The 19,575-nt window shown below is 66.3% G+C and carries 19 protein-coding genes; 8 read left to right on the top strand and 11 right to left on the bottom strand.

Annotation, left to right across the window (positions count from 1 at the left end; translation table 11 throughout):
• Nucleotides 1-73 precede the first annotated feature (73 nt).
• The 3 genes from A5730_RS03655 to A5730_RS03645 are packed head-to-tail and all read right to left on the bottom strand — an operon-like array spanning nucleotide 74 to nucleotide 3,486.
• Complete coding sequence (locus A5730_RS03655) at nucleotides 74-1,075, bottom strand: tocopherol cyclase family protein (protein ID WP_067895768.1); 1,002 nt, start codon at nucleotides 1,073-1,075, stop codon at nucleotides 74-76.
• Nucleotides 1,072-2,232, bottom strand: a complete 1,161-nt coding sequence (locus A5730_RS03650; protein ID WP_067895765.1) for an alpha/beta hydrolase — start codon at nucleotides 2,230-2,232, stop codon at nucleotides 1,072-1,074. Before A5730_RS03650 ends, A5730_RS03655 begins: the two co-directional genes overlap by 4 nt.
• A complete protein-coding gene (locus A5730_RS03645; protein WP_067895762.1) occupies nucleotides 2,233-3,486 on the bottom strand; it encodes a cytochrome P450 in 1,254 nt (417 codons plus the stop codon).
• An 83-nt stretch (nucleotides 3,487-3,569) separates the two neighbouring features.
• Here A5730_RS03645 and A5730_RS03640 point away from each other — a divergent pair, with 83 nt between their 5' ends.
• The gene (locus A5730_RS03640) at nucleotides 3,570-4,022 is read left to right on the top strand and encodes a VOC family protein (protein WP_067895759.1); all 453 of its coding nucleotides are present in this window, start codon (nucleotides 3,570-3,572) and stop codon (nucleotides 4,020-4,022) included.
• Here the strand turns inward: A5730_RS03640 and A5730_RS24140 are convergent, their stop codons facing one another.
• Both A5730_RS24140 and A5730_RS03630 read right to left on the bottom strand, forming a co-directional pair.
• The gene (locus tag A5730_RS24140; protein WP_082946701.1) at nucleotides 4,023-6,293 is read right to left on the bottom strand and encodes a DUF2357 domain-containing protein; all 2,271 of its coding nucleotides are present in this window, start codon (nucleotides 6,291-6,293) and stop codon (nucleotides 4,023-4,025) included.
• A gap of 2 nt (nucleotides 6,294-6,295) precedes the next feature.
• Entirely contained in the window at nucleotides 6,296-8,443 is a 2,148-nt protein-coding gene (locus A5730_RS03630; protein WP_067895753.1) for an McrB family protein, read from the bottom strand.
• Nucleotides 8,444-8,768: 325 nt separating this feature from the next.
• Between A5730_RS03630 and A5730_RS03625 the strand changes: the two genes are divergently transcribed.
• Nucleotides 8,769-9,728, top strand: a complete 960-nt coding sequence (locus A5730_RS03625) for an SMP-30/gluconolactonase/LRE family protein (protein ID WP_067895750.1) — start codon at nucleotides 8,769-8,771, stop codon at nucleotides 9,726-9,728.
• Here the strand turns inward: A5730_RS03625 and A5730_RS03620 are convergent.
• Complete coding sequence (locus A5730_RS03620; RefSeq protein ID WP_067895747.1) at nucleotides 9,725-10,570, bottom strand: SDR family NAD(P)-dependent oxidoreductase; 846 nt, start codon at nucleotides 10,568-10,570, stop codon at nucleotides 9,725-9,727. The genes A5730_RS03625 and A5730_RS03620 overlap by 4 nt on opposite strands.
• Nucleotides 10,567-11,778 (bottom strand): hypothetical protein, encoded by a 1,212-nt coding sequence (locus tag A5730_RS03615; protein WP_067895744.1) that lies wholly within the window; start codon nucleotides 11,776-11,778, stop codon nucleotides 10,567-10,569. Before A5730_RS03615 ends, A5730_RS03620 begins: the two co-directional genes overlap by 4 nt.
• 202 nt (nucleotides 11,779-11,980) lie before the next feature.
• Between A5730_RS03615 and A5730_RS03610 the strand changes: the two genes are divergently transcribed.
• A complete protein-coding gene (locus tag A5730_RS03610; RefSeq protein ID WP_067895741.1) occupies nucleotides 11,981-12,538 on the top strand; it encodes a TetR/AcrR family transcriptional regulator in 558 nt (185 codons plus the stop codon).
• Here the strand turns inward: A5730_RS03610 and A5730_RS03605 are convergent.
• The 3 genes from A5730_RS03605 to A5730_RS03595 form a co-directional block, all read right to left on the bottom strand.
• Complete coding sequence (locus tag A5730_RS03605; RefSeq protein ID WP_067895738.1) at nucleotides 12,535-13,704, bottom strand: acyl-CoA dehydrogenase; 1,170 nt, start codon at nucleotides 13,702-13,704, stop codon at nucleotides 12,535-12,537. The two genes, A5730_RS03610 and A5730_RS03605, sit on opposite strands and share 4 nt — an antisense overlap.
• A 36-nt stretch (nucleotides 13,705-13,740) precedes the next feature.
• Nucleotides 13,741-14,130 (bottom strand): DUF6636 domain-containing protein, encoded by a 390-nt coding sequence (locus tag A5730_RS03600; RefSeq protein WP_156745671.1) that lies wholly within the window; start codon nucleotides 14,128-14,130, stop codon nucleotides 13,741-13,743.
• A 66-nt stretch (nucleotides 14,131-14,196) separates the two neighbouring features.
• A complete protein-coding gene (locus tag A5730_RS03595) occupies nucleotides 14,197-14,406 on the bottom strand; it encodes a three-helix bundle dimerization domain-containing protein (RefSeq protein WP_067895733.1) in 210 nt (69 codons plus the stop codon).
• Nucleotides 14,407-14,524: 118 nt separating this feature from the next.
• Between A5730_RS03595 and A5730_RS03590 the strand changes: the two genes are divergently transcribed.
• The 3 genes from A5730_RS03590 to A5730_RS03580 are packed head-to-tail and all read left to right on the top strand — an operon-like array spanning nucleotide 14,525 to nucleotide 16,589.
• Nucleotides 14,525-15,151, top strand: a complete 627-nt coding sequence (locus tag A5730_RS03590; RefSeq protein WP_067895730.1) for a TetR/AcrR family transcriptional regulator — start codon at nucleotides 14,525-14,527, stop codon at nucleotides 15,149-15,151.
• Nucleotides 15,148-15,801, top strand: coding sequence for an enoyl-CoA hydratase-related protein (locus A5730_RS03585; RefSeq protein WP_067895727.1), 654 nt, complete (start codon nucleotides 15,148-15,150; stop codon nucleotides 15,799-15,801). The genes A5730_RS03590 and A5730_RS03585 overlap by 4 nt, the downstream gene beginning before the upstream one ends.
• A gap of 26 nt (nucleotides 15,802-15,827) precedes the next feature.
• Nucleotides 15,828-16,589 (top strand): Rv3717 family N-acetylmuramoyl-L-alanine amidase, encoded by a 762-nt coding sequence (locus A5730_RS03580; protein WP_067895723.1) that lies wholly within the window; start codon nucleotides 15,828-15,830, stop codon nucleotides 16,587-16,589.
• Between the two features lie 6 nt (nucleotides 16,590-16,595).
• Here A5730_RS03580 and A5730_RS03575 read toward each other — a convergent pair whose 3' ends face one another.
• Nucleotides 16,596-17,348 carry a cutinase family protein gene (locus tag A5730_RS03575; protein WP_067895720.1) on the bottom strand — a complete coding sequence of 251 codons (753 nt, stop codon included), beginning with the start codon at nucleotides 17,346-17,348 and terminating at the stop codon, nucleotides 16,596-16,598.
• 230 nt (nucleotides 17,349-17,578) lie between these two features.
• Here A5730_RS03575 and A5730_RS03570 point away from each other — a divergent pair, with 230 nt between their 5' ends.
• Both A5730_RS03570 and A5730_RS03565 read left to right on the top strand, forming a co-directional pair.
• Nucleotides 17,579-17,809, top strand: a complete 231-nt coding sequence (locus A5730_RS03570; RefSeq protein WP_067895717.1) for an acyl carrier protein — start codon at nucleotides 17,579-17,581, stop codon at nucleotides 17,807-17,809.
• Nucleotides 17,810-18,039: 230 nt separating this feature from the next.
• Entirely contained in the window at nucleotides 18,040-19,527 is a 1,488-nt protein-coding gene (locus tag A5730_RS03565; protein WP_067895972.1) for an NAD(P)/FAD-dependent oxidoreductase, read from the top strand.
• Nucleotides 19,528-19,575: the final 48 nt, after the last annotated feature.

Raw genomic sequence — 19,575 nt, 5'->3', positions numbered from 1 at the left:
CGCCTAAGGGGAGGCGAAAGAGCCGGCACACAATTTGCCCGCCTCATCGCGACAAACCGAGGCGCGAGTCGGTCTAGGCCGGCCGGCTGCCGACCTCCAGGCCGGCCAGCTCGCAGGTGCCGTCGAACACCACCCGGCCGTATTCCCTTACTCTGCAACGTAATCGGCCGGCGAGGTGTTCGAAGTCGGTGTCGATGTTGCGCCGCTGCGCGGGTAACGGCACCGGTAGGACGTGCGGATCCGCGCGGGTGCCGTCTCCGTCCAGGTCAATGCGGTAGCGGGGTGTGCGTGCCTTTATGGTCCAGCGCCCGTCGGCGACATCTGATCGAACGGGCGCCGGCGGGGTTACCCGGATGACGCGGTCGCCGAGGCGCACGACGACTCCGGTGACATCCCTGCTGATCGGGCCGAGCTGAAGAAGGCCGCCCGAGAACGCGACCGAGACGTCGGCGTCGCCAAAATCGTGGGCCTGACCCCACCACCAGCGCTCGGGGAAGCCCGCACCCCAGTTGCGTTCCGTGTACAGCCGGGCGTCACTGAACGACCAGGTGTCTCCGCCGAATTTGACTGTGCCGGTGGCTTTTCCGCCGAGGCGGTAGGGATGCCAGTATTGGTTGAGAAACGGGACCGATGAGAAGACGCCGCCGCCGCCGAAGGCCTTCGGCCAGTTGAACGGATCGGTGAAATGCAGGTGCAGGTGGATGCCATCGAGGTCGATCCGGAGCCAATCGGTGCTCGCCGCCAGACGGCAGTCGGGAGCGGTCCCGGCGCGCACGGAGAAGTCGGACGATTCGGCGTGGGCGCCGTCCATGGCCGCGGAGCGCACCACGCCGCCGGGATGCAGCGCGACCGCCACGGTGGCCCAGTCCCCGGTTGGATTCCGGTTGACGCTGCACAGCGCGACGACGACGCGACCCGACGCGGCATCGGTGAGGCGCCAGAACCAGCCCTCCATTTCGGTGCCGTGCGTGGGCACCGGATCGCCGAAGGGCAGGTCGGCGCCGGTGCGCCGATAGGCATGGACCAGCGGCCTGGCCGCGTTCGCCGCGATCCATCTCAGGTAGGAGGCGGTCATCTCTTGTCGGCCAGACCCGACTGCACGAGCGCGGCGTCGATGAAGCGCTGCACGGGCCGCGAGCCGAAGAATCCGGTGTGACCGCCTGGGTACCACTGGATTTCGGGTTTGCCCCAGTGCTCCCAGAGCCGGGTCACCTGGTCGCGCGGGTGCACCAGCCGGTCGGCGAGGCCGGCGTAGATGAAGCGGCCCTCTTGCGGCACGCGCGGCGTGAGCGCCAGCGGGGAGATCATCCGGCCGAGGGGCTTGGCCGCGTTCATCGTGTGGCGCAAGGCGGCGTGGCCGCTGAGGCCGGCGTGGCGGCCGACCAGGTTCACCAGGTCGACGGCCGGCACGCCCAGGATGGCGCAGGTGAGGCCGTCGTCGACGCTGGCGACCAGCGACGAGATCAGGCCGCCGAGGGAGATGCCGTTGACGCCGATCTTGGCGTCGGGCTGTTGCGCGCGGATCCAGGTGATGAGCCGGCGGATGTCCCAGACCGCCTGGGCGGCGCCGTGGACGTCGTCGAGCACGTCCTCGCTGGGGAACTTCGGGCCGCCGGTTGCCCGGGGGCCGTGCAGGGGGAGTACCGGGAGCACGATGTTGAGGTCGAGATTCCGGTATAGGTGCCAGGCGTGAAACAGCATCGGGTCCAGCGCGGCTCGTCCCATCTCGGCGCCGTGGATGCAGACCAGCCAGGGCCGCGGCCGGCGGTGCCGGAACATCAGGGCGTATTCGCGGTTGTTGCCCGCGTAGCTGCGCCAACGGTCCCGACCGGGTTCGCCTTCGTGCGGCTCGTAGCCGCTGTCGAAGCTGATGCGTTCGTAGCGGCGTCCCATGGCGGTGACGGGTTTGACAGTGACGTCGGTCAGCGGTGGGGGCGGGGCGAAGAAACCGTCCGCGTTGTCGAGCCAGCCCTTGTCATTGTAGAAGTCTTGTGCCGCAACGACCTCGGTGTTGATCCGTTCCAGCGTTCGGGCGTCCGGGGCTCGGCGCAGCAGGCTGAAGCCGGCCAGCAGGATTTCGTCGCGGAATGCCTGCGCCGCAAGGGCGATGGTGGGCCGGGCGACGGGTAGCTCGTCGGGCTGACGGTCGAGGTAGGTGCCCCAGGAGCGGGCGTAGAAGCCGCCGGTGCGGGTGAACGGGCCCAGCATGTGCGTCATCGGGTTGGCGGGCATCTAGCCTCGTTTCGCTCCGGGGGTGAAGGTGACCGGCAGCGTGCCCAGGCCCGTCATGCTCGGGTTGCCGAGGTATTGCTGGACGTTCGCGACGTCGACTTGGTAGTCGGGGATGCGGTCGAGGACCGCTTTCACCATGACTTCGGCCATCAGTCTGGCCAGGTGTGAGCCGATGCAGCGGTGCGGCCCGAGCCCGAAGGCGACGTGGCGGTTGGGCGCGCGGTCCAGGATGATCTCGTCGGGCTTTTCGAATTCTTTCTCGTCGTGGTTGGCGGAGAGCCAGCTGATGACGACTCTATCGTTTTTTCTCAGGCGTTGGCCGTTGAGTTCGACGTCGTGAGTGACTGTGCGGCTGAGGGTTTGGTTGACCGAGAAGTAGCGCAGGAATTCGTCGGTGGCGGTGCGGTAGAGCTCGGGGTGGTCGATGAGTTGCTGTCTCAGGGCAGGGTGGGTGCCCAGGTGGTGGAGCGTGAGCGCGGTTTGGGAAGTGGTGGTGTCGACCCCGCCGCCGATGAGGTTCCAGAGGATGTTGAGCAGCTGTTCGTCGGTGAGTCGGTGGCCGTCGAACTCGAACTGAAGGAGGAAGCTGGTGAGGTCGTCGGTCGGTTTGGCCCGTCTGCTGGCCGCGTACTCGAGGACCTCTTCCATCATCTTCGGGACCTTGCCGATGGCGTCGAGGTACTCCGGGCTGTCCTGCGGTACGGCCATGACGGAGTGGAAGAGGTGGGCGTAGAGGTGCCAGTTGTCGAGGGGCAGGCCCATCAACTTCATGGTGAGGATGGCCGGGACCGGGCTGGCGTAGTCGAGGACGAGGTCCATCTGTCCTTGGGCGGCATTTTGGTCGAGGAACTCGTGGGCCTTCTGGTCCATGAACGGCTTGAGCTTTTGGACGGCGCCGGGGGAGAAGAAGGGGGCGAGGGCATGCCGGAGTGCCTGGTGGTAGGGGCCGTCGACCTCGCCGATGCCCAGGGCCGGCTGGCCTTCGGGGCGGGGGACGCCCATCTCGCCCTGGTAGTCGACGCCGTCTTGTGAGTTGGGCTCGTACTTGTGGGCGAAGGTGTCGCCGTCTCGCGCCGTCCGGCTGACCGCGTCGTAGCTGCTGAGGTACCAGAAGCCGCCGTAGTTCTCGTTCCAGGCGACGGGGCATTTTTGTCTGAGCTCTTTGTTGATGGCCAGCTCGTTGAGGTTGAACGCGTCGGAGTGGTGGTCGAAGTCGACGATGGCGTCGTCGCTGACGTCGGTTCGGGTTGCCATCTGGTCGATCCTCCACCGTGGCTCGCGGCTTTTTACACTATCTTTGCATTATTGCGCTCGGGGTTGTGTCGAGAAAGGCCGCGATGAGTAGTCACCGGACGACCTTCAACCACGTCGGATTGTGCGTCTCCGATCGGGAGCGGTCGCGACGGTTCTACGAGAATGTGCTGGGGTTTCAGTTCTGGTGGGAGCTTGATCCGCCCGACGGACCGACGTCCAAGCTGGTGCAGCTTCCCGAGCCGCTCGGGGTGCACGCGAGCTATTTGGTGCGTGACGGGTTAGTGCTCGAGTTGATGGACTACTCGAAGCGTCAGGTTCACGCCGGGTCGGAACGCGTCATGGATCAGGTTGGGCTGACACACATCTCGTTCTCGGTGTCGGATCTTGTCGGCGCGCTGGCTCGAGTGGCGGAGTTTGGGGGAGCGGTGATTGACGGGACGGTGACCGAGGCGATGGCGATGATTCGGGATCCGGACGGGCAGCTGCTGGAGTTGCTTTCGGATGGGTGGCTTTCGGCATTGCCGCCGCGGCCGTAGTCAGGGCTCAGACTCGACGATCGACGCTGCTCGGACGACGTCCCACCAGGTCACAACAATTGGCGCCCCGTCTCGGACCTTCGATGTCAGAAGCTCGAGGTCGATCGAGTCGGCCCATGTGGGCAGAAGTTCGACGAACACTAAGTCGGCTACGAAGTAGATATCACCTCGAGGGCTGGGGTATCCAGTGGCCAACAAGTCGGCTGCCGTCGCCGGACGCCAGCGGGCTACCTTTGCAGCGCCGGCCACATGAAGGGAGCCGTTCCGGTTCTCGTACAGGAGAAGAAGCTGGGCACCAAGTTCTCGCCCGCCGATTTCGACGGCGCCAGCCCGATCTCCCGCACGAATGTTGTACTGCCGCAACTGTTCTATCCATCGACGGTGCTCGACACTTCGGACGAACCCGAGAAGCACATCCGTATCTGCAGGGGGTTCGTCCAGAAAGTCCGTTGTCAGCGATGAGGTGAGGGTGGGCTCACCAGGTCGGTGCACAGTGGCGGTCCAAAAACGATGCCGCTCGTTGCGCGTGACTTGACTAGCGACATGTCTAAGCACATCACTGAAGAAGTGGTCGAGCGCCTCCGATGACGATGGCAGGCCGTCGCTACTCGGCCTGAGTGGGAAGGCACCGAGACCCGGCAACACTTCTTTGAAGCCGGGATGTCTTCGAATGTCCTTGATCTCTGATCCCGGATACAGGACATACGCTCCCGCCGTTCGCGAAATCGCGTCCCGGTACGCGTGCATCTTGAGCAGGTCGTCGCGCTTGGCGCCGCCAGACGCCGCTGAATCCCAAGACAACTCATCTGAAACGGGGGTTGGTGTCAGCTGCGCGAGCAGATTGTCGACACGGTACTTCGCATCGAAATGCAGCCAGACCTCGAGCTCTTCCGTAGAAACCCGCGAAGGTGTGCTGCCTTCTGGTCGAATGCAAACCGAGCAGTCGGGACGCATGGCTTGGCTCCAGGAGCCACGTTGGTCGTCTGCGCCAGCGAAGGTTCGATTGAAGAAGACCTCGACACGCAGTGATCGGCCTCCTCGTCGGACCGACCACGACAACTTCGACGCGTGGCCTGACCGCATAGTCATGGAGAGCCCATCTCCAGCGGCAGTGAAGGCCCGCGCTGTCTGCTCTTTCCCGCAAACTCGCCCGAGTGAATCCACCACCGCAAGAAAACACCAGAACTCATAGAGCGTTGCGATGTTGCGTTGCGAGGCTGCGAAGACGTCGGTCATGCGCCCGCGATCAATGCGCAGCGTAGGACCCGACTCAGTCATCGCAAACGTTCGGAAGACCTCGCGGTATCCCTCACGTTTGAGTAACACCTGGTCCGACGTCGGCATTCTCCGCAAGGAGCTCACCTCGCGGAAGAGCGGGTGCGCTAGGTATGCGTCCAATTGAGAACCAACGTCAGCCGCGGTCTGCTGACCACGGCGCAGCGGCCCTGACTCGACCTTCTGCGAAGCTAGCGATAGCCCGTCCAACAATTCCAGCGCGACGCCTCGCCAACGCTCCAACGCAAACTTGACGAACTGGTTAGCGGAGTTGTCGACGCTCGCTTCGGCGCGATCACGAGTGAGCGCCGCAGGCAAAGTTGTGAGTGTGGCCGAGCCACCCGTCCACGGCACCCGTCGACCGGGCGCGCAAACTGCACGACGAAAAGCGGCCCCGGCTGGAAACGGTGATCCAATCGGACGCACCTCTTGCTCAGACACCCATGTGCGATGGGGCTGCGAGGTGATACGCGCAATTGCAGCTTCGAAGGCCGGATCCTGAAGGTGCGCCGCGATCATCGCGAAGCGGACGTATAGAAGTTCGGCAGGCAATTCACTCGGCTCTAGGTCCAACATGCCTGGTGCGAATCCCTGCAACACTGCCTCGGCGGCGAACGAGGATACGTCTGTCAGCATCTGGCGATACTCAGTCTCGTGGCTTAGCTTGACGGCCACTACGTCCACCTCGGTCGTCCCTGTTAACCGCCTCGCACAATCAACGACCATGATCCGGAGACGCCCAACGGCTTGACCGGGTCGTAGCCTGCCGTGCTTCCAACTGGCATCATCAGCATCGAACAACTCGCGCGGCTCGACTTCGACACGCGTTGCGTCGGTAGATATTTCGTAGCGGTACGTCGCCGCTTCACGCAGCGCGAAGTCACCACGCGCCGAGACCGTGATATCGTGCCGATCCGGCAGATTGGCGATCAACAGCTCACCGACGACATGACCATCGTCATCTCGGAGCGGCAGAGGCACCGAATCTGGAGACATGGCTACTCAGCGAAGCTGACGAACTGATTCGCGCGAACGGACTCGATCATCCGGCCAATCTTGTGGTGCGTGATGGGTAGTCGCGGGCCCGGGCCAGCCCCCATGGCCAACGCATCCAGCGCAGTAAGAACGGGCTCGACTCGCCGACGCGACCCGTGCACCTTAGGTAGGACCTTCTGCATCATCGCGAGGTCGAGCGCGGTATCAACATCGGGTTCGCCCGTCGCTGCGAAATACGCGCAGAACCGCAGGATCTCGTAGAGCGTTCTGTGCCCGAATTCTTGGTTGGCGCCAGCCAAGATCGCGTGCGCCTGTCGAAGCCTCGACACAATCTCATCGCGAGCGGGATGAGGATGCTCTCGCTGCCAATCGTCGCTCTCCGCCAGCGACGCGAAAGCGCGCACTTGCTGGTCTTCTCCCGCCAGCGCAGCAATGGGCCGCTGAAGGTCGGCGTCGAGTTCATCGGAAGTCACCCGAAACTCAAAGGTGAAGGCCCTATCGAGCACCTTCGGCGAGAACATGTAGGTCGTCTCGTCCACGTTGACCGTACCGACGACGAAAAGGTTCCGCGGCAAAGGCAGCCTCTGCGCTTCTACGTCGCGCAGGATCCACTGACGAGATGGTTCATCGAAGGCCAGATCCGGTAAGACCGGACGGCGCGATTCGACCCCAGAGAGAAAGTCGGAGAAGTAGCGCTCGACGTGGGCCAAGTTCATCTCGTCCAGGATCAACAAGTACGGGTGCTCGGGGTCGTCGGCCGCGCGAAGAACAAATTCGAACGCTTCCGGGACAAACCACACTGGCGCCCCGGACGGGGACGTACGTAGCGCATCCTCGTAGCCAAATATGGATTCCGGACCCGTCCAGTCAGGCCGCACCGGTACGACGACGTGGCGAGGACGTCCGTGTCCATCTGTGCCGAACCACTCACCGAGCCTCATTGCGAGCTGAGTCTTGCCCGAACCGGCGAGCCCGGTAAGGATCGCGAAGGGTTTAGCAAGCAGACTGCTCAAGAACGATCTAATAAGGTTCGAGCCGGCTGGGAAGCGGAGACCAGATGCCGAGACCGCTACGGAAAAGTCAAGATACAGTTCGGACGGCGCCGGCGCCGTCGGTTTCGGCAGTGGCACACGCCGTGGGACCGACGGTAGGTGCGCCGCAAGCTCAGGGAACCGTAGGGCTAGTTCGTTCACGAAGTCTCCCGCTAGGCGAAAGAGATAGCCCTGCTGGACTGATCCGGAGACCGTGAACGGTGCGCCCTGCCGGATACGGGAGCCCTCATCGATAGCAGCAACGGCGACAGGCTCATTCAGCTCCTGATAGTGCGTCTCGACCAGCCTTCCGTCCTCCCTCCAGGCTTCGCCGCCGAGCGGATTCGGCGCCGGTCTCGCAGCCGCACTTACATGACTTACGGCTCGCAACGAGCCGCTGCTGTAATGCAGGACAACATCGCCCTCGCGAATCTCATCCATGGTTTCCCAGTGATGTTGCGGTCGGCCCGCCTTGTTTAGCATCGGCGCCCACAGGAAACCACCATCGCGCTCCTTCGCGTAGGTGGCGCCTTGGTTCACCCACCAGACCGAAACCTGCCGACCGAGGAACGTGGTCCCTTGCTCCGTAAGTTCACCGCTTCTGTCGATGAGCCCACTCTCTATCAGGAGTTCTCGGTACCGAGCGCCCTGCGACTCGAAGGTCCGGTCCGCTCGCCACTGGCCCGTGTTCGCGTGGGCTTCCAGTGCGCGCCCCAAATCGTCGTTAGAGAAGCTGGGGGGCGCGTCACGAACGACCTGAAGAGCGATCCGAACGTCTTCAGCGAGCCCAGCCTTACCGCTAGAGAGCCGGTCGCGAAGGACGTCCTTCTGGATCTCACTGACAGTCCAGGGATTGTTTGGATCGACATTTTCGGCGTAGGTGATACCCGAGGCGGTGAGAGTCCACCCGCGCTCGTCCTCCGCCACCAGATCGAGCATCCGTGCATACCGCAGACAATCACGAGCTCGCCTGTCCGGGTTCTCGAACGGACCGTGGGACTTGAAGAGTTGCGCTGGATCGTCACCGAGGAGCTCGTCGATACTGGCCGAGCCAAGCTCGCGAAGGCGCGCGAGCAGCAGATTGCCATAGCTGAACTTGAGGGTCGGAATGGCCAGCACCCGTCTCAGGCTAGTTGGGAATGCCAGCGGCGCCCAGCATCCGAGTTGCATCTGCCCTCGTGTCCCTTACGAGGCGGACTATCGTCCGACCTGTACTGCAACGATCGGCGTTGTTCGATAGATATCGTCCTTGTAGCCGACCGAATGCCGGCCCGCAGTCCTCAGAGACGACACTGATCGGCTATCCGAGTCTGCACCGTCCGCGTGTCCCGCGGACTCCCGCGCGTCGAACGCGTTGAAACGCCCACGCGAATCCACATCGTCCTACGCCGGGCCACATCGGCTAACCTGACGCCCGGCGGTTATTGGTCCACAAGGGGAAACGATGAGCAAGCCAGCCGAGACGACCATCGGGGTGACCGGTTTGCACCCCATTGGTCGCGGCGTGGAGCGCCCGGAACACATCATGGTGGCCGCTGACGACAGGGTGTTCGCATCCGACAAGGCCTCAGCCGTCGCAGAACTCGTTGATGAGAACACCGTCCGCCGCATCGGGCAGGCGGGCGGCGAGCCGAACGGGGTCGCGCTCGACAGCAACGGCCACTTTGTGATCGCCAATTGGGGCTTGGGTGTGCTGCAGGACCTCGACCCGGCGACCGGCGCCATCACGGAGATAGTAAGTGGACAGCTCGACGGACGCCCGCTGCGGTGGTTGAACTTCGGTCTGGTGGATTCCGTTGGCGCGCTTTGGTGTTCGGTGAGCACTGCAGCGGATGACCTCATGGGTACCATCGCGCGCGGCACCGCCGACGGGTTCATCTTTCGCGTCGCACCGGATCGCCGATCGGCGCAAGTGGTGGCGGACAAAGTGAACTTCCCCAACTGCATGGCGCTGGATCGCGACGAGGGCTATCTGTACGTGGTCCGCACGCTGACCGCCGACATCGCGCGGTTCCCGATCGATGGCGAAGCCCTCGGCGCCCAAGAGCGATTCGGCCCGCCGCTGGGCGGCCGGCGACCCGACGAATACGGCCCTGACGCGGAGCGCCTAATGGCCGACCCAGAAAGAAGCCGCCGATGGGGGATGGCTGACGGATGCGCGTTCGACGCCGAGGGAAACCTCTGGGTCACACTCGTTCTGGCCAACAAGATCGTCGCGATCAGCCCGGACGGCACGACGACAACCGTGATCGAAGACCCCGACGGTGCACTGCTAAACGGCCCGACGAGCATCGCCTGGGGCGGCAACGACATGCGCGACATCTACATCGGCTCGATCACGGCCCCGTACGTGCTCAAGGGCAGAAGCTCGGTGCCGGGCCTACCACTGATCCACCAGCGCTAGCCCGACGGCCCGGGCCGCATGAAGTCCGGCAGCGCCTCCTCAGGATCGGCCGGGATCATCGACTCGCCCAACCCCCACAACTGTCGAATGGTCGCACCGCCGTCCACCACAAGCGTCTGGCCGGTGATGCGGGCGGCCAGCTCCGATGAGAGGAACAAGGCAGCGTTGACGATGTCATGCGCGCGCGGCGCCGCCAGCGGATTGATGCCGTTGACGGCATACTCACCAGGCGGCTGGTCCTCGTTGCCCGAGCCCACATTGCCCGGTGCGACGGCATTGGCGCGAATCCCGTACCGCCCCAACTCATCCGCGAAGGTCTTCACCAGCGAGATGACGCCGGCCTTGGCGGCGCCGTAGGCGGCATGGTAGGTCGCCGAGGCGATGCCATCGACCGAGGCGATCGCCACCAGCGATCCACCGCTGCCCTGGGCGATCATGTACCTCGACACCGCCTGGAAGAGATAGAACACCTGATTGAGGTTGTAATGGATTGCCGCGTCCCACAATTGGGGCGTGAAGTCCTCGACCTTCGACCAGGTCGCACCGCCGATAATGTCGACGCACACGTCGACCCCTCCCAGCGCCGCCTCGACATCGTCGATCGCCCGACCGACCTGCTCGGGGTCGGTCATGTCGGCGACGATCGGGACGGCATGACCACCGCGGCCGACGATCTCGCCCGCGACCTGCTCCGCGCGCTGCTCGTCGATGTCGATGCAGGCCACCGAGGCGCCAGCCTCGGCCAGCGCCAGCGACGTGAACCACCCGTGGCCCGCGCGCTCGGGGATGTAGCCCGCGCCCGACACCACGGCACGCTTGCCCGCCAGACCCAAATCGATCACGCCGGCTGGTTCGCCTTGCCCCGGAACGGCTCGACCACATGCGCGCCCAACCAGACGATCCCGCGGCCCACGCCGACAAGCGCCTGGCCTGTAACACCACCGACGGCTCCAAGGGCGGCGACGGCGGCGTCGAACACGCTCGGAATGTGGAAGTCCTCCCACGCCTCGACCTGGTGCCGCCGCGCCTCCGCGAAGCGGTCGAACTCGTCGCGCAGCGCGCCGCGCTGCCGACAAAGCTCGCGCACCGCCCTGAACCGGAAGCCGTCGATGGCCGCCGTCGTCGCGAACCGGTCGAGGATCTCCTTCGCGCTCTCGTAGATCTCGATGTCCTCGCGGAGATGATGGTCAACGAGCTCGCGGGCCTCGTCGATCGCGCGGAGCAGCTGCTCCGGCTGCGTCGACTCGATCCGCGCGAGGTTCAGCCGCTGCCACTTGTGCAGCGATTCCTCGGCGACCACCAGTAGGCTCAGCGCATCGCCAAGCCGGTTGTCCTCGAACGCGTTTCGCAGCTTCCCGGCGCGCTGCTGCACGGGCAGCTCGTGATCGAACGACGCCAGGATGCGCCGGACGTGGTTGCGCAGCTGCTCGACCGTGACGTTGAGCGCCGGACCCAGCACGGCCACCGAATCCCAATACGCATCGGGCAGCGACCCGTACTTCTCCAACGAGTCGACCATCCGCGAGATCGTCAGGTTGTTGCCCAGGACGTCGCCGGCGCGCTGCGCCCGGGCGACCTCGAGCACCGCCTCGACCTTGTCCTCCACCCGCCGGACGGCGTCTTCGACCTGGGCGACCGCGGACTTCAGCGCCACCTGCACCGCGAGCATCTGCGCCGACATCATCGCCTCGGCGCCGAGCACCGCCGGTTGCCACTGAAGGCCGGGATCGGCGCCGGTCGTCATCCGGAATACGCCCTCGGTGAGGGGAACCAGGTTGCCATCTCTCAACGCGTCCACGGCGTCGCGGTGCAACTCCACATAGGTGGCGGATTCCGCCAGCAGCGACGCCAGCCCGGCGAGCCGGCGTGCGACGAGCGAGGCGCCGTCGATCCCGGCGACCCGCATGCCCTGCCCGCCGACCGCCCGCAGCCGCGTCAGGTAGGACTCGACGGCGGCGGGATCGCCGCCCAGCAGCAGGCCCTGGTCATGGAACGACACCACGACCTCGTCGTCGTCCGTCCTTGCCGACCGTTCGAATACCTCGGTCACGGGACCCCCTGATCCTTCGGCCTGCCGGCAAGTAGGCCAAGAGTTAACAGGAATTTGTCGGCTAGCAAATGCGGACGTTACACCCATGCGTGTTCAACGCCCCGCGGTTCGCCGCGTGTTCGGGAGGAATTCATATGGGGCAATCGGCGGCCGACGCCGGGCGCAGGGGCGCACGAGCCGCACCCACCCGTAACCTGCAGGTATGGCCCCCGCGAAGCCCCCCCGCCTGACGGTCGAAGACTGGCTGCAGGCGGGCTACGCGCTGCTCGCCGAGCAGGGGGTGCGCGCCCTGAAGATCGAAGGCCTGTGCCAGCAGGCGGGGGTCACCCGCGGCAGCTTCTACTGGCACTTCGCCGACATGGACAGCTACCGCGCCGCGCTGGTCGACTCGTGGAACACGTTCCTGGAAAAGGACCGGCAATCGCTGGCCGAGCTCGACGCGCTACCCCCACGAGAACGCCTGTCCGCCATGATGACCGCGCTGACCAGCCCGGGCCATTGGACGCTGGAACGCGCGATGCGCGAATGGGCCCGCACCGACCCGACCGCCGCCGCCAACGTCCGCGCGGCCGACCGGCGCCTGCTCAAGACCGTGACCAAGGCCTACAGCGACTACGGCTTCGACCCGCAGGACGCCAAGCTGCGCGCCGAGTTGACCTTCGCCGCCGGCATCGGGCTGCTGCACCTGGCCGGCTCGGCCCAGCAGGCGCAGAAGGCCGCGCAGCGCGAACGGCTCCTCGAGCTGATGCTCAAGGACTAGACCATCGCGATCGGCGAAATCTTCGCCCCAATGGCCAACGCGCCGGCCAACTCTCGGCTCACGTCGTAGTCGAACACCACATGCCCGGCCGCGATGTCCACGTCGCGCTTGAAGCGCTGCAACGGGTTCGACAGGAACTGCGCGCTGGCGCCGGAGGCCTCCACCAGGTCGGCGATGACGGCCTTGCTCTCGTGCACCGTGTGAGCGGCGGCCAGCCGCGCCTCGGCCCGCACCGACCGGCTCACCCGCTCGCCGCGGCTCACCAGCGCGTCGATGCCGCCGGCCGTCTCGACGACCAGCGCCCGTAACGCCCGCAGCCGCACCCGCGCACTCGCCAGCCGGATCTGGGCGGCGGGCTGATCCTTTTGCGCCACACCGCTATACGCCAGCACGCGCCCGCCCAGCCGCTCGGCGAACAGCTCGGTGACCCGCTCGGCGGCGCCGAGCACCGGCATCGATGCCACCAGCGCCAGCGCGGGCACCATCGGCCAGCGATACGTCGGCACGTCGTGCGCCGTCGCACCCGGCGCCGTGCCGCCGTAGATGTCGGCCACCGCGACCATGCGGTGTTCCGGCACGAGGACGTCGGTGACGATGACGTCGTGCGACCCGGTTCCGCGCATGCCCGCGGTGTGCCAGGTGTCGGCCACCTCGACCTGCTCGGCGGGCAGCACCACCAGCGCCGGGTCGATCCGGTCCGGCCGCTCGACGAGCGCCCCGACCATCACCCAGTCCGCGTCCATCGCACCCGTGGCCCACGCCCACCGGCCGGTCAGGCGCACGCCGCCGTCGGCCGGGACGCCGCGGCCGGTGGGGGCCAGGGGAGCGGGCGCCAGCACCGGCCCCGCGGCGAACACCTCTTCCTGCACTCGGATGTCGAACAGCGACAGCATCCAGTTGTGCAGGGCATAGAAGCCCAGCGTCCACGCGCTGGACGCGCAGCCGTGCGCCATGCGCTGAATCGGTTGCAGCAGTTCGGGAAACGCCGCCTGAAGGCCGCCAAACCGGGCCGGCAGCAGCAGCCGGAACAGGTCGGTCTCGCGGAATTCGCCGACCGTCGCCGCGGGCAACCGGCGCAGCCGCTCGGCCTCCTCGGCGCGCTCGGCCAGCCGGGCGACGAAGTCGTCGGTGATCCCGTAGGTGGGGCGAGCGTCAACCGCGGACATGGCCGGACCGTACCATACTATTTTGTACGGTCGCGGTCAGCCGAGATCGTACGAATCCCGCGATACGCGGAAGTAATGCCCGGTGCTGCTGTCGGTGCACTTGACGCCCGACGGCTCGCTGTCGCACGTGATCGTGCCCTCAGATAAGGATTGGCCGTAGTCGAGCGTCTGCTCGCCGGCGACACGCAGCGTGTCGCCATGGCAGTGGATGGCGGCCGGCTCGCCCAGGTTCAACACGAAGCGGTTGCCCCAGGGGAGGTGCTTGCCGCATTCCGGCGGCGGCGGGGGCTGGTAATCGAAGTCGCTGATGTCGCACGCGACGCCGAAGCCGCCCAGGACGCAGTAGATGTTTCCGGACGGGGATTGAAAGTTCTGGCCGTCGGCGTGGGCGGTCCCAGGCGCGGCGGCCGCCGTCGCGGCGATCATTAGCCAGATCCATCGGCGCCCGACCATGCGCTCAGCGTAGGCGAAGCCAGGCCCGCCGGAATGGTTTTAGTTGGACCGCCCTCTGAGTTGCTCGCGCGCGTGTTTCTCCACGAACAACGGCACGAAATCCCGTACCCGGCTATGCGTGAACCGGGCGTGCTCCTCGCGGATGAGGGCGTCGACGTCCTCCGCCGGCACTTCGGGGAACTCGTCGACCAGTTGCCGCTCGATGTCCGCCAACACCGCCTCTTCGTTGACCTGAGTGACCTTACCCATGAGTGCGGGGTTCCCGGTCCCCGCGCGCCGTCAAACGGGTTCGCGTTAAGAGAGCGCTGCGATCGCGTGAACGGGCCGCACATTAGTAACAGAGCAGACGCTCTGTTATGCTGCTCGCATGCCCCGCCCCCGCGTTCACGACCAGGATCAGATCCTGGACGCCGTCGAACGGCTGGCGGTGCGGTCCGGCCCGGCCTCGGTGACGATACGAGCCGTCAGCGACGCGACCGGCGTGTCCAACGGCGCGCTGTACCACTCGTTCGGTTCGCGGGCGGGGCTGGTCGGCCACGCCTGGCTGCGGGCCGGGCACCGATTCCTCAGCGCACAAACCGCTTTGATCGACGCCGCGCCGACCGGGGACGGCGTCGACGCCGTGGTGGCGGCCGCCGACGCGCCGGCGGTGTTCGCCAAAACCCATCCCGAGTCGTCGCAACTGCTGCTGACGGTGCGCCGCGACGAGCTGCTGGGACCGGAGACACCGGCCGACATCGCGGCACAGTTGCGCGACCTGGACCGGCTGCTGGTGCAGACCATGATTCGCCTGGCCCGCCTGTTGTGGGACCGCAAGGACGCCGCGGCCGTCGACGTCATTACCACCTGCATCGTCGACCTACCGACCGCGATCCTGTTGCGCCGCAACAGGATCAACGACCCGGGCGCGCGGGAGCGGCTGCGCGCCGCGGTCAAAGCCGTGCTCGACGTCGGGGAGCCCCGGCGCAGGACCAGAGAAAGGGACCAGGCATGACACCGACACTCGGTTGGGACGACAAGATCGCGATCCTGAACCTCGGCGACGACGAAAACCGGTTCTCCCCGGAGTTTCTCGACACGATCAACGAACAGCTCGACGAAATCCAAAGCGCCGCCCAGGCTCTGGTCACGACCGGGGGCAACAAGTTCTACACCAACGGGCTGGACCTGGACTGGCTGGGCGCGCACGCCGACCAGACGCAGGCGTACGTCGGGCGGGTGCAGGCCCTGCTGGCGCGCGTCCTGACGTTTCCCATGCCGACCGCGGCCGCGGTGACCGGGCACGCGTTCGGCGCCGGCGCGATGCTCGCGATGGCGCACGACGTGCGGGTGATGCGCGCCGACCGCGGATTCTTCTGCTTCCCCGAGGTCGACATCCGCATCCCGTTCACCGACGGCATGGCCGCGCTGATCCAGGCCAAGCTCACGCCCTGCGCGGCGGTGGCCTCGATGACGACCGGCCGGCGCTTCGGCGGGCAGGAGGCCGCCGAATTCGGCATCGTCGACGCGACCGCCCCCGAGGGCGAGGTGGCCGCGGCCGAGACCGACCTGCTGCGCCCGTTGGCCGGCAAGGACCCCGGCACGCTCGGCGCGATCAAGCAGACCATGTTCCGCGCCGCGGCGCGGGCGCTGACCGATGTCTGAGCAGCCGCGATTGTTACCATCGCGCGGTGATTGACCTGCCCGGTCGGCTGGGGGCCGTTTCCCGTCGCGACGTGCTCAGATTCGCCGCGCCGGTCCTGCTCGGCGCCGGGGCGCTGACGATCGCACCCCGGGCCTCAGCCGGTCTGTCGGGTGCGTCCGTGTTCCTGGACCCCGGCCACAACGCGGTCAACGACGCGTCGATCGGCCAGCAGGTGCCGAACGGGCGCGGCGGCACCAAGGAATGCCAGACCTCGGGTGCCGCGGCCGGCGACGGCTACCCCGAGCACGCGTTCACCTGGGCCGTCGTCGGGCTGATCAACGACTCGCTGAACCAGATGGGCGTGCGCACCCAACTGTCGCGCGGCAACGACAGCTCCGTCGGCCCCTGCGTCGACCAGCGCGCCGCGGCGGCCAACGCGATGCGCCCCGACGCGATCGTCAGCGTCCACGCCGACGGCGGGCCCGCATCCGGCCGCGGATTCCACGTCAACTATTCGAGCCCACCCCTGAACGACGTGCAGGCCGGCCCCGCCGTCCAGCTCGCCACCACGATGCGGGATGCCTTGGTGCAGGCCGGTTTTCAGCCGTCCAACTACATCGGGTCCGGCGGCCTGTACGGGCGCGCCGACCTGGCGGGGCTGAACCTCGCCCAGTACCCGGCGATCCTTATCGAACTCGGCAACATGAAGAACGCCGATGATGCCGCGCAGATGGAAAGCCCCGACGGCCGGGCGCGCTACGCGGCCGCCGTCACCCAGGGGATCGTCGGCTTCCTAAACGGCAGGTAGCGCCGCTCAGCCGCCGAAGCCGTGGCTCGTCGTCGGCGCGGCCGGCGGCCCACTCAAGTCGAGGTGGCTGGAGGCGAAGGCGACGCCCTTGTCGATCACGGCGTTGTCGTCGGCGTAGGTGTTGTGCGCGGAGAAGTTCATGCCGTCGGAGCAGACCGGGTCTTCGGTGGCGCACACCTTGATCGTCTTGTCGGCGAAGGTGGGTCCGATGGTTACCGGCGGCTCGCCGAGGAAGTTCATGGCGCGCACGTTGGGCATGCCGAACAGCACGACCGAGGACACGTGCTGGGCGACCGACGGGTCCAGGGGCTTGGGCACGGTGTTGGGGTCGATGCCGTCGGGCACCGAGGGTGAGGTGACAAAGCCCATCACGGCCGCGCCCTGCGAGTAGCCGCCGAGCACCATCTTCGTGTTCGGGCAGTCGTGCGCCATGGACACGACGTGGGCGCCGGCGTCACGGACTCCGTCGATGCCGGTGTCCCACTGGTCGCTGGCGGGGTAGTTGACGGGGTAGACGTCGAACGACTTGGACCCCATGCGCGAGTGCAGGGCGTCGACGAAGGCCTGCCCGGTGGGGCCGACGCCGGGCGCTTCGCCGGTGCCGCGGGCGAACACCACCTGAACGTCCGGACATTGGGCGGCCGCGGTCGGGATGACCGAGCCCGCGAGGGCCGACGCGCCGAGGCCCGAGGCGGCGACCAGCGCGGGAGTGAGGGAACGGATGAAGTGACGTGCGATCATGCCGCGACTGATGACCATACGAACGCCTCCCAAACTGTCACGAGTGCAATATCCGTCTTTTCCTGTATACCGAGCCGCGGCGACAAGCGTCGGATGAGGTCCGCGTGTCGACGCAACAAATGAATCCATTCTGAAGCGCCTCGGCCCGATCGGCATCTTACGAATAGTTTTCGGCCCCTCGTTTGGCCCCCTATCCCACGGGTAGCCGAACCGCGAGACACACGATCCCGCTACGGAAAGGTGACGACATGGCTACCGGGGAAACGGGTTTCGACGACGTGGCCTTCGACTTGGTCTCGGTGCAATACCACTCGCTGAAGGCCGGGCATGACTACGGCCAGTACGTGCGCGACGCGAAAAACGCGGGCATGGACGACATCGCGTCCTTCTTCAGCGAGGTCATGGAGCAAGACTCCGAGCGCGCCCGGCGCTGCCACGAATTCCTGGGTCGGCTGCAGGGAGCCAGCGCAGCCGGCTAGCTGCTGATTCGGCTTGTGGGGCAGGCGCTTTGGCGGGGCCGGCGAATCTTGGACGCCAATAACCGCCGGGCGCCTGCCACTTCGGACCGTGGCAAAGTTCGCGCGATGGTGTCGGCAAGGTCACATGCTGACAAAGCCGCATGCGCCTTACCCGGCTATTTATTAGAGTTGCGTAAGGTAAGTCCCAGTATTTGATAAGTAAGCACGGGGCAATAGCACGGAGCATGTTTGTGAACACGGACCGTTTCGACGCCGTCATCGTGGGTGCGGGGTTCGGCGGCATCGGCGCCGCGATCCAGCTCAAGCGCCTCGGGTATGACAACTTCGTCATCCTCGAACGCGAGGATGACCTGGGCGGCACCTGGCACGTCAACCACTACCCGGGCATCGCCGTCGACATCCCGTCGACCACCTACTCGTACTGGTTCGAGCCCAATCCGGGCTGGTCGCGGCTGTTCGCCCCGGGCGGCGAGGTCAAGCAGTACGCCGCGGACGTCTCCGACAAGTACGACGTGCGCCGGCACATGCGGTTCAACACGACCGTCGAGGGCGCCCAGTGGGACGAGGACGCCGCGGTGTGGCGGGTGGCGCTGGCAGACGGCCAAACGCTGACGACCCGCTTGCTGATCACCGCGACGGGCTTCCTGTCCCAGCCGCGCATGCCGGACATCCCGGGCGTCACGAGTTTCGCGGGCAAGGTGGTGCACACCACCGCGTGGGACCACGAGTACAGCTACCGGGGCCGCCGAATCGCCGTCATCGGGACCGGGGCGTCGGCCGTGCAGGTCATCCCGGAGCTCGCCAAAGAGGCCGGCGAGCTGACCGTCTACCAGCGCACAGCCACCCACGTGCTGCCCAAGGTCGACTTCGGGTTCTCGCCCGGCGTGCGGCGACTGTTCGGGCGGGTGCCGGCCGCCCAGCGCGCGCTGCGGTGGGTCACCGACGTCATCCTCGAGATCATCATGGTCGTCGGGGCGCTGCACTTCCGGGAGACCCGGGGCCGGGGCAACATTTCCGCCTCCGACCTGGCCAAGATCAACCGGTTCCGGTGGATCCGGGACAAGGAACTGCGGGCCAAGCTGACCCCCGACTATGACATGGGCTGCAAGCGGCCGACCTTCTCCAACGTGTTCTACCCCGCCTTCAACAAGCCGAACGTGCACCTGGAGACCACCTCCATCGAGCGGATCGAGGCGGACGGCATCGTCACCGCCGACGGGCGCAAGAGGGTCATCGACACCCTGGTCCTGGCGACCGGCTTCGACCTCTGGGAGGCGAACTTCCCGGCCATCGAGGTGGTCGGCCGCAAGGGCCGCAACCTGGGCAAGTGGTGGCGGGACACCCGGTTCCAGGCCTATCAGGGCGTGTCCATGCCGTACTTCCCCAACTACCTGAGCCTGGCCAGCCCGTTCGCCTTCTCCGGCCTCTCCTTCTTCCACACCATCGAGTACCAGATGCGGCACATGGAGCGGCTGCTCGGTGAGGTCAAGCGCCGCGGCGCGACGATCTTTGAGGTGACCGAGGAAGCCAACGAACGGTTCCTCGAGCGGATGACCAAGCGCCTCGACAACTCGGTGTTCTACGCCGGCGACTGCGCCACGTCGCGCTCGTACTACTTCAGCCCCAGCGGTGAGGCGTCGCTGCTGCGGCCGACGTCGACGCTGAACGCCGTCCACGAGGGCCGGACGTTCCCGCTCGATGACTACGTGATCGCCTAGCGCCACACCCGTCACTCCCGCCCCGGGTTGGGGGATGATCGACTGTTT

The organism is Mycobacterium sp. ACS4054, from assembly GCF_001667275.1.
Taxonomy (GTDB): Bacteria; Actinomycetota; Actinomycetes; order Mycobacteriales; family Mycobacteriaceae; genus Mycobacterium.
This window is presented reverse-complemented; position numbering and strand designations above follow the sequence as displayed.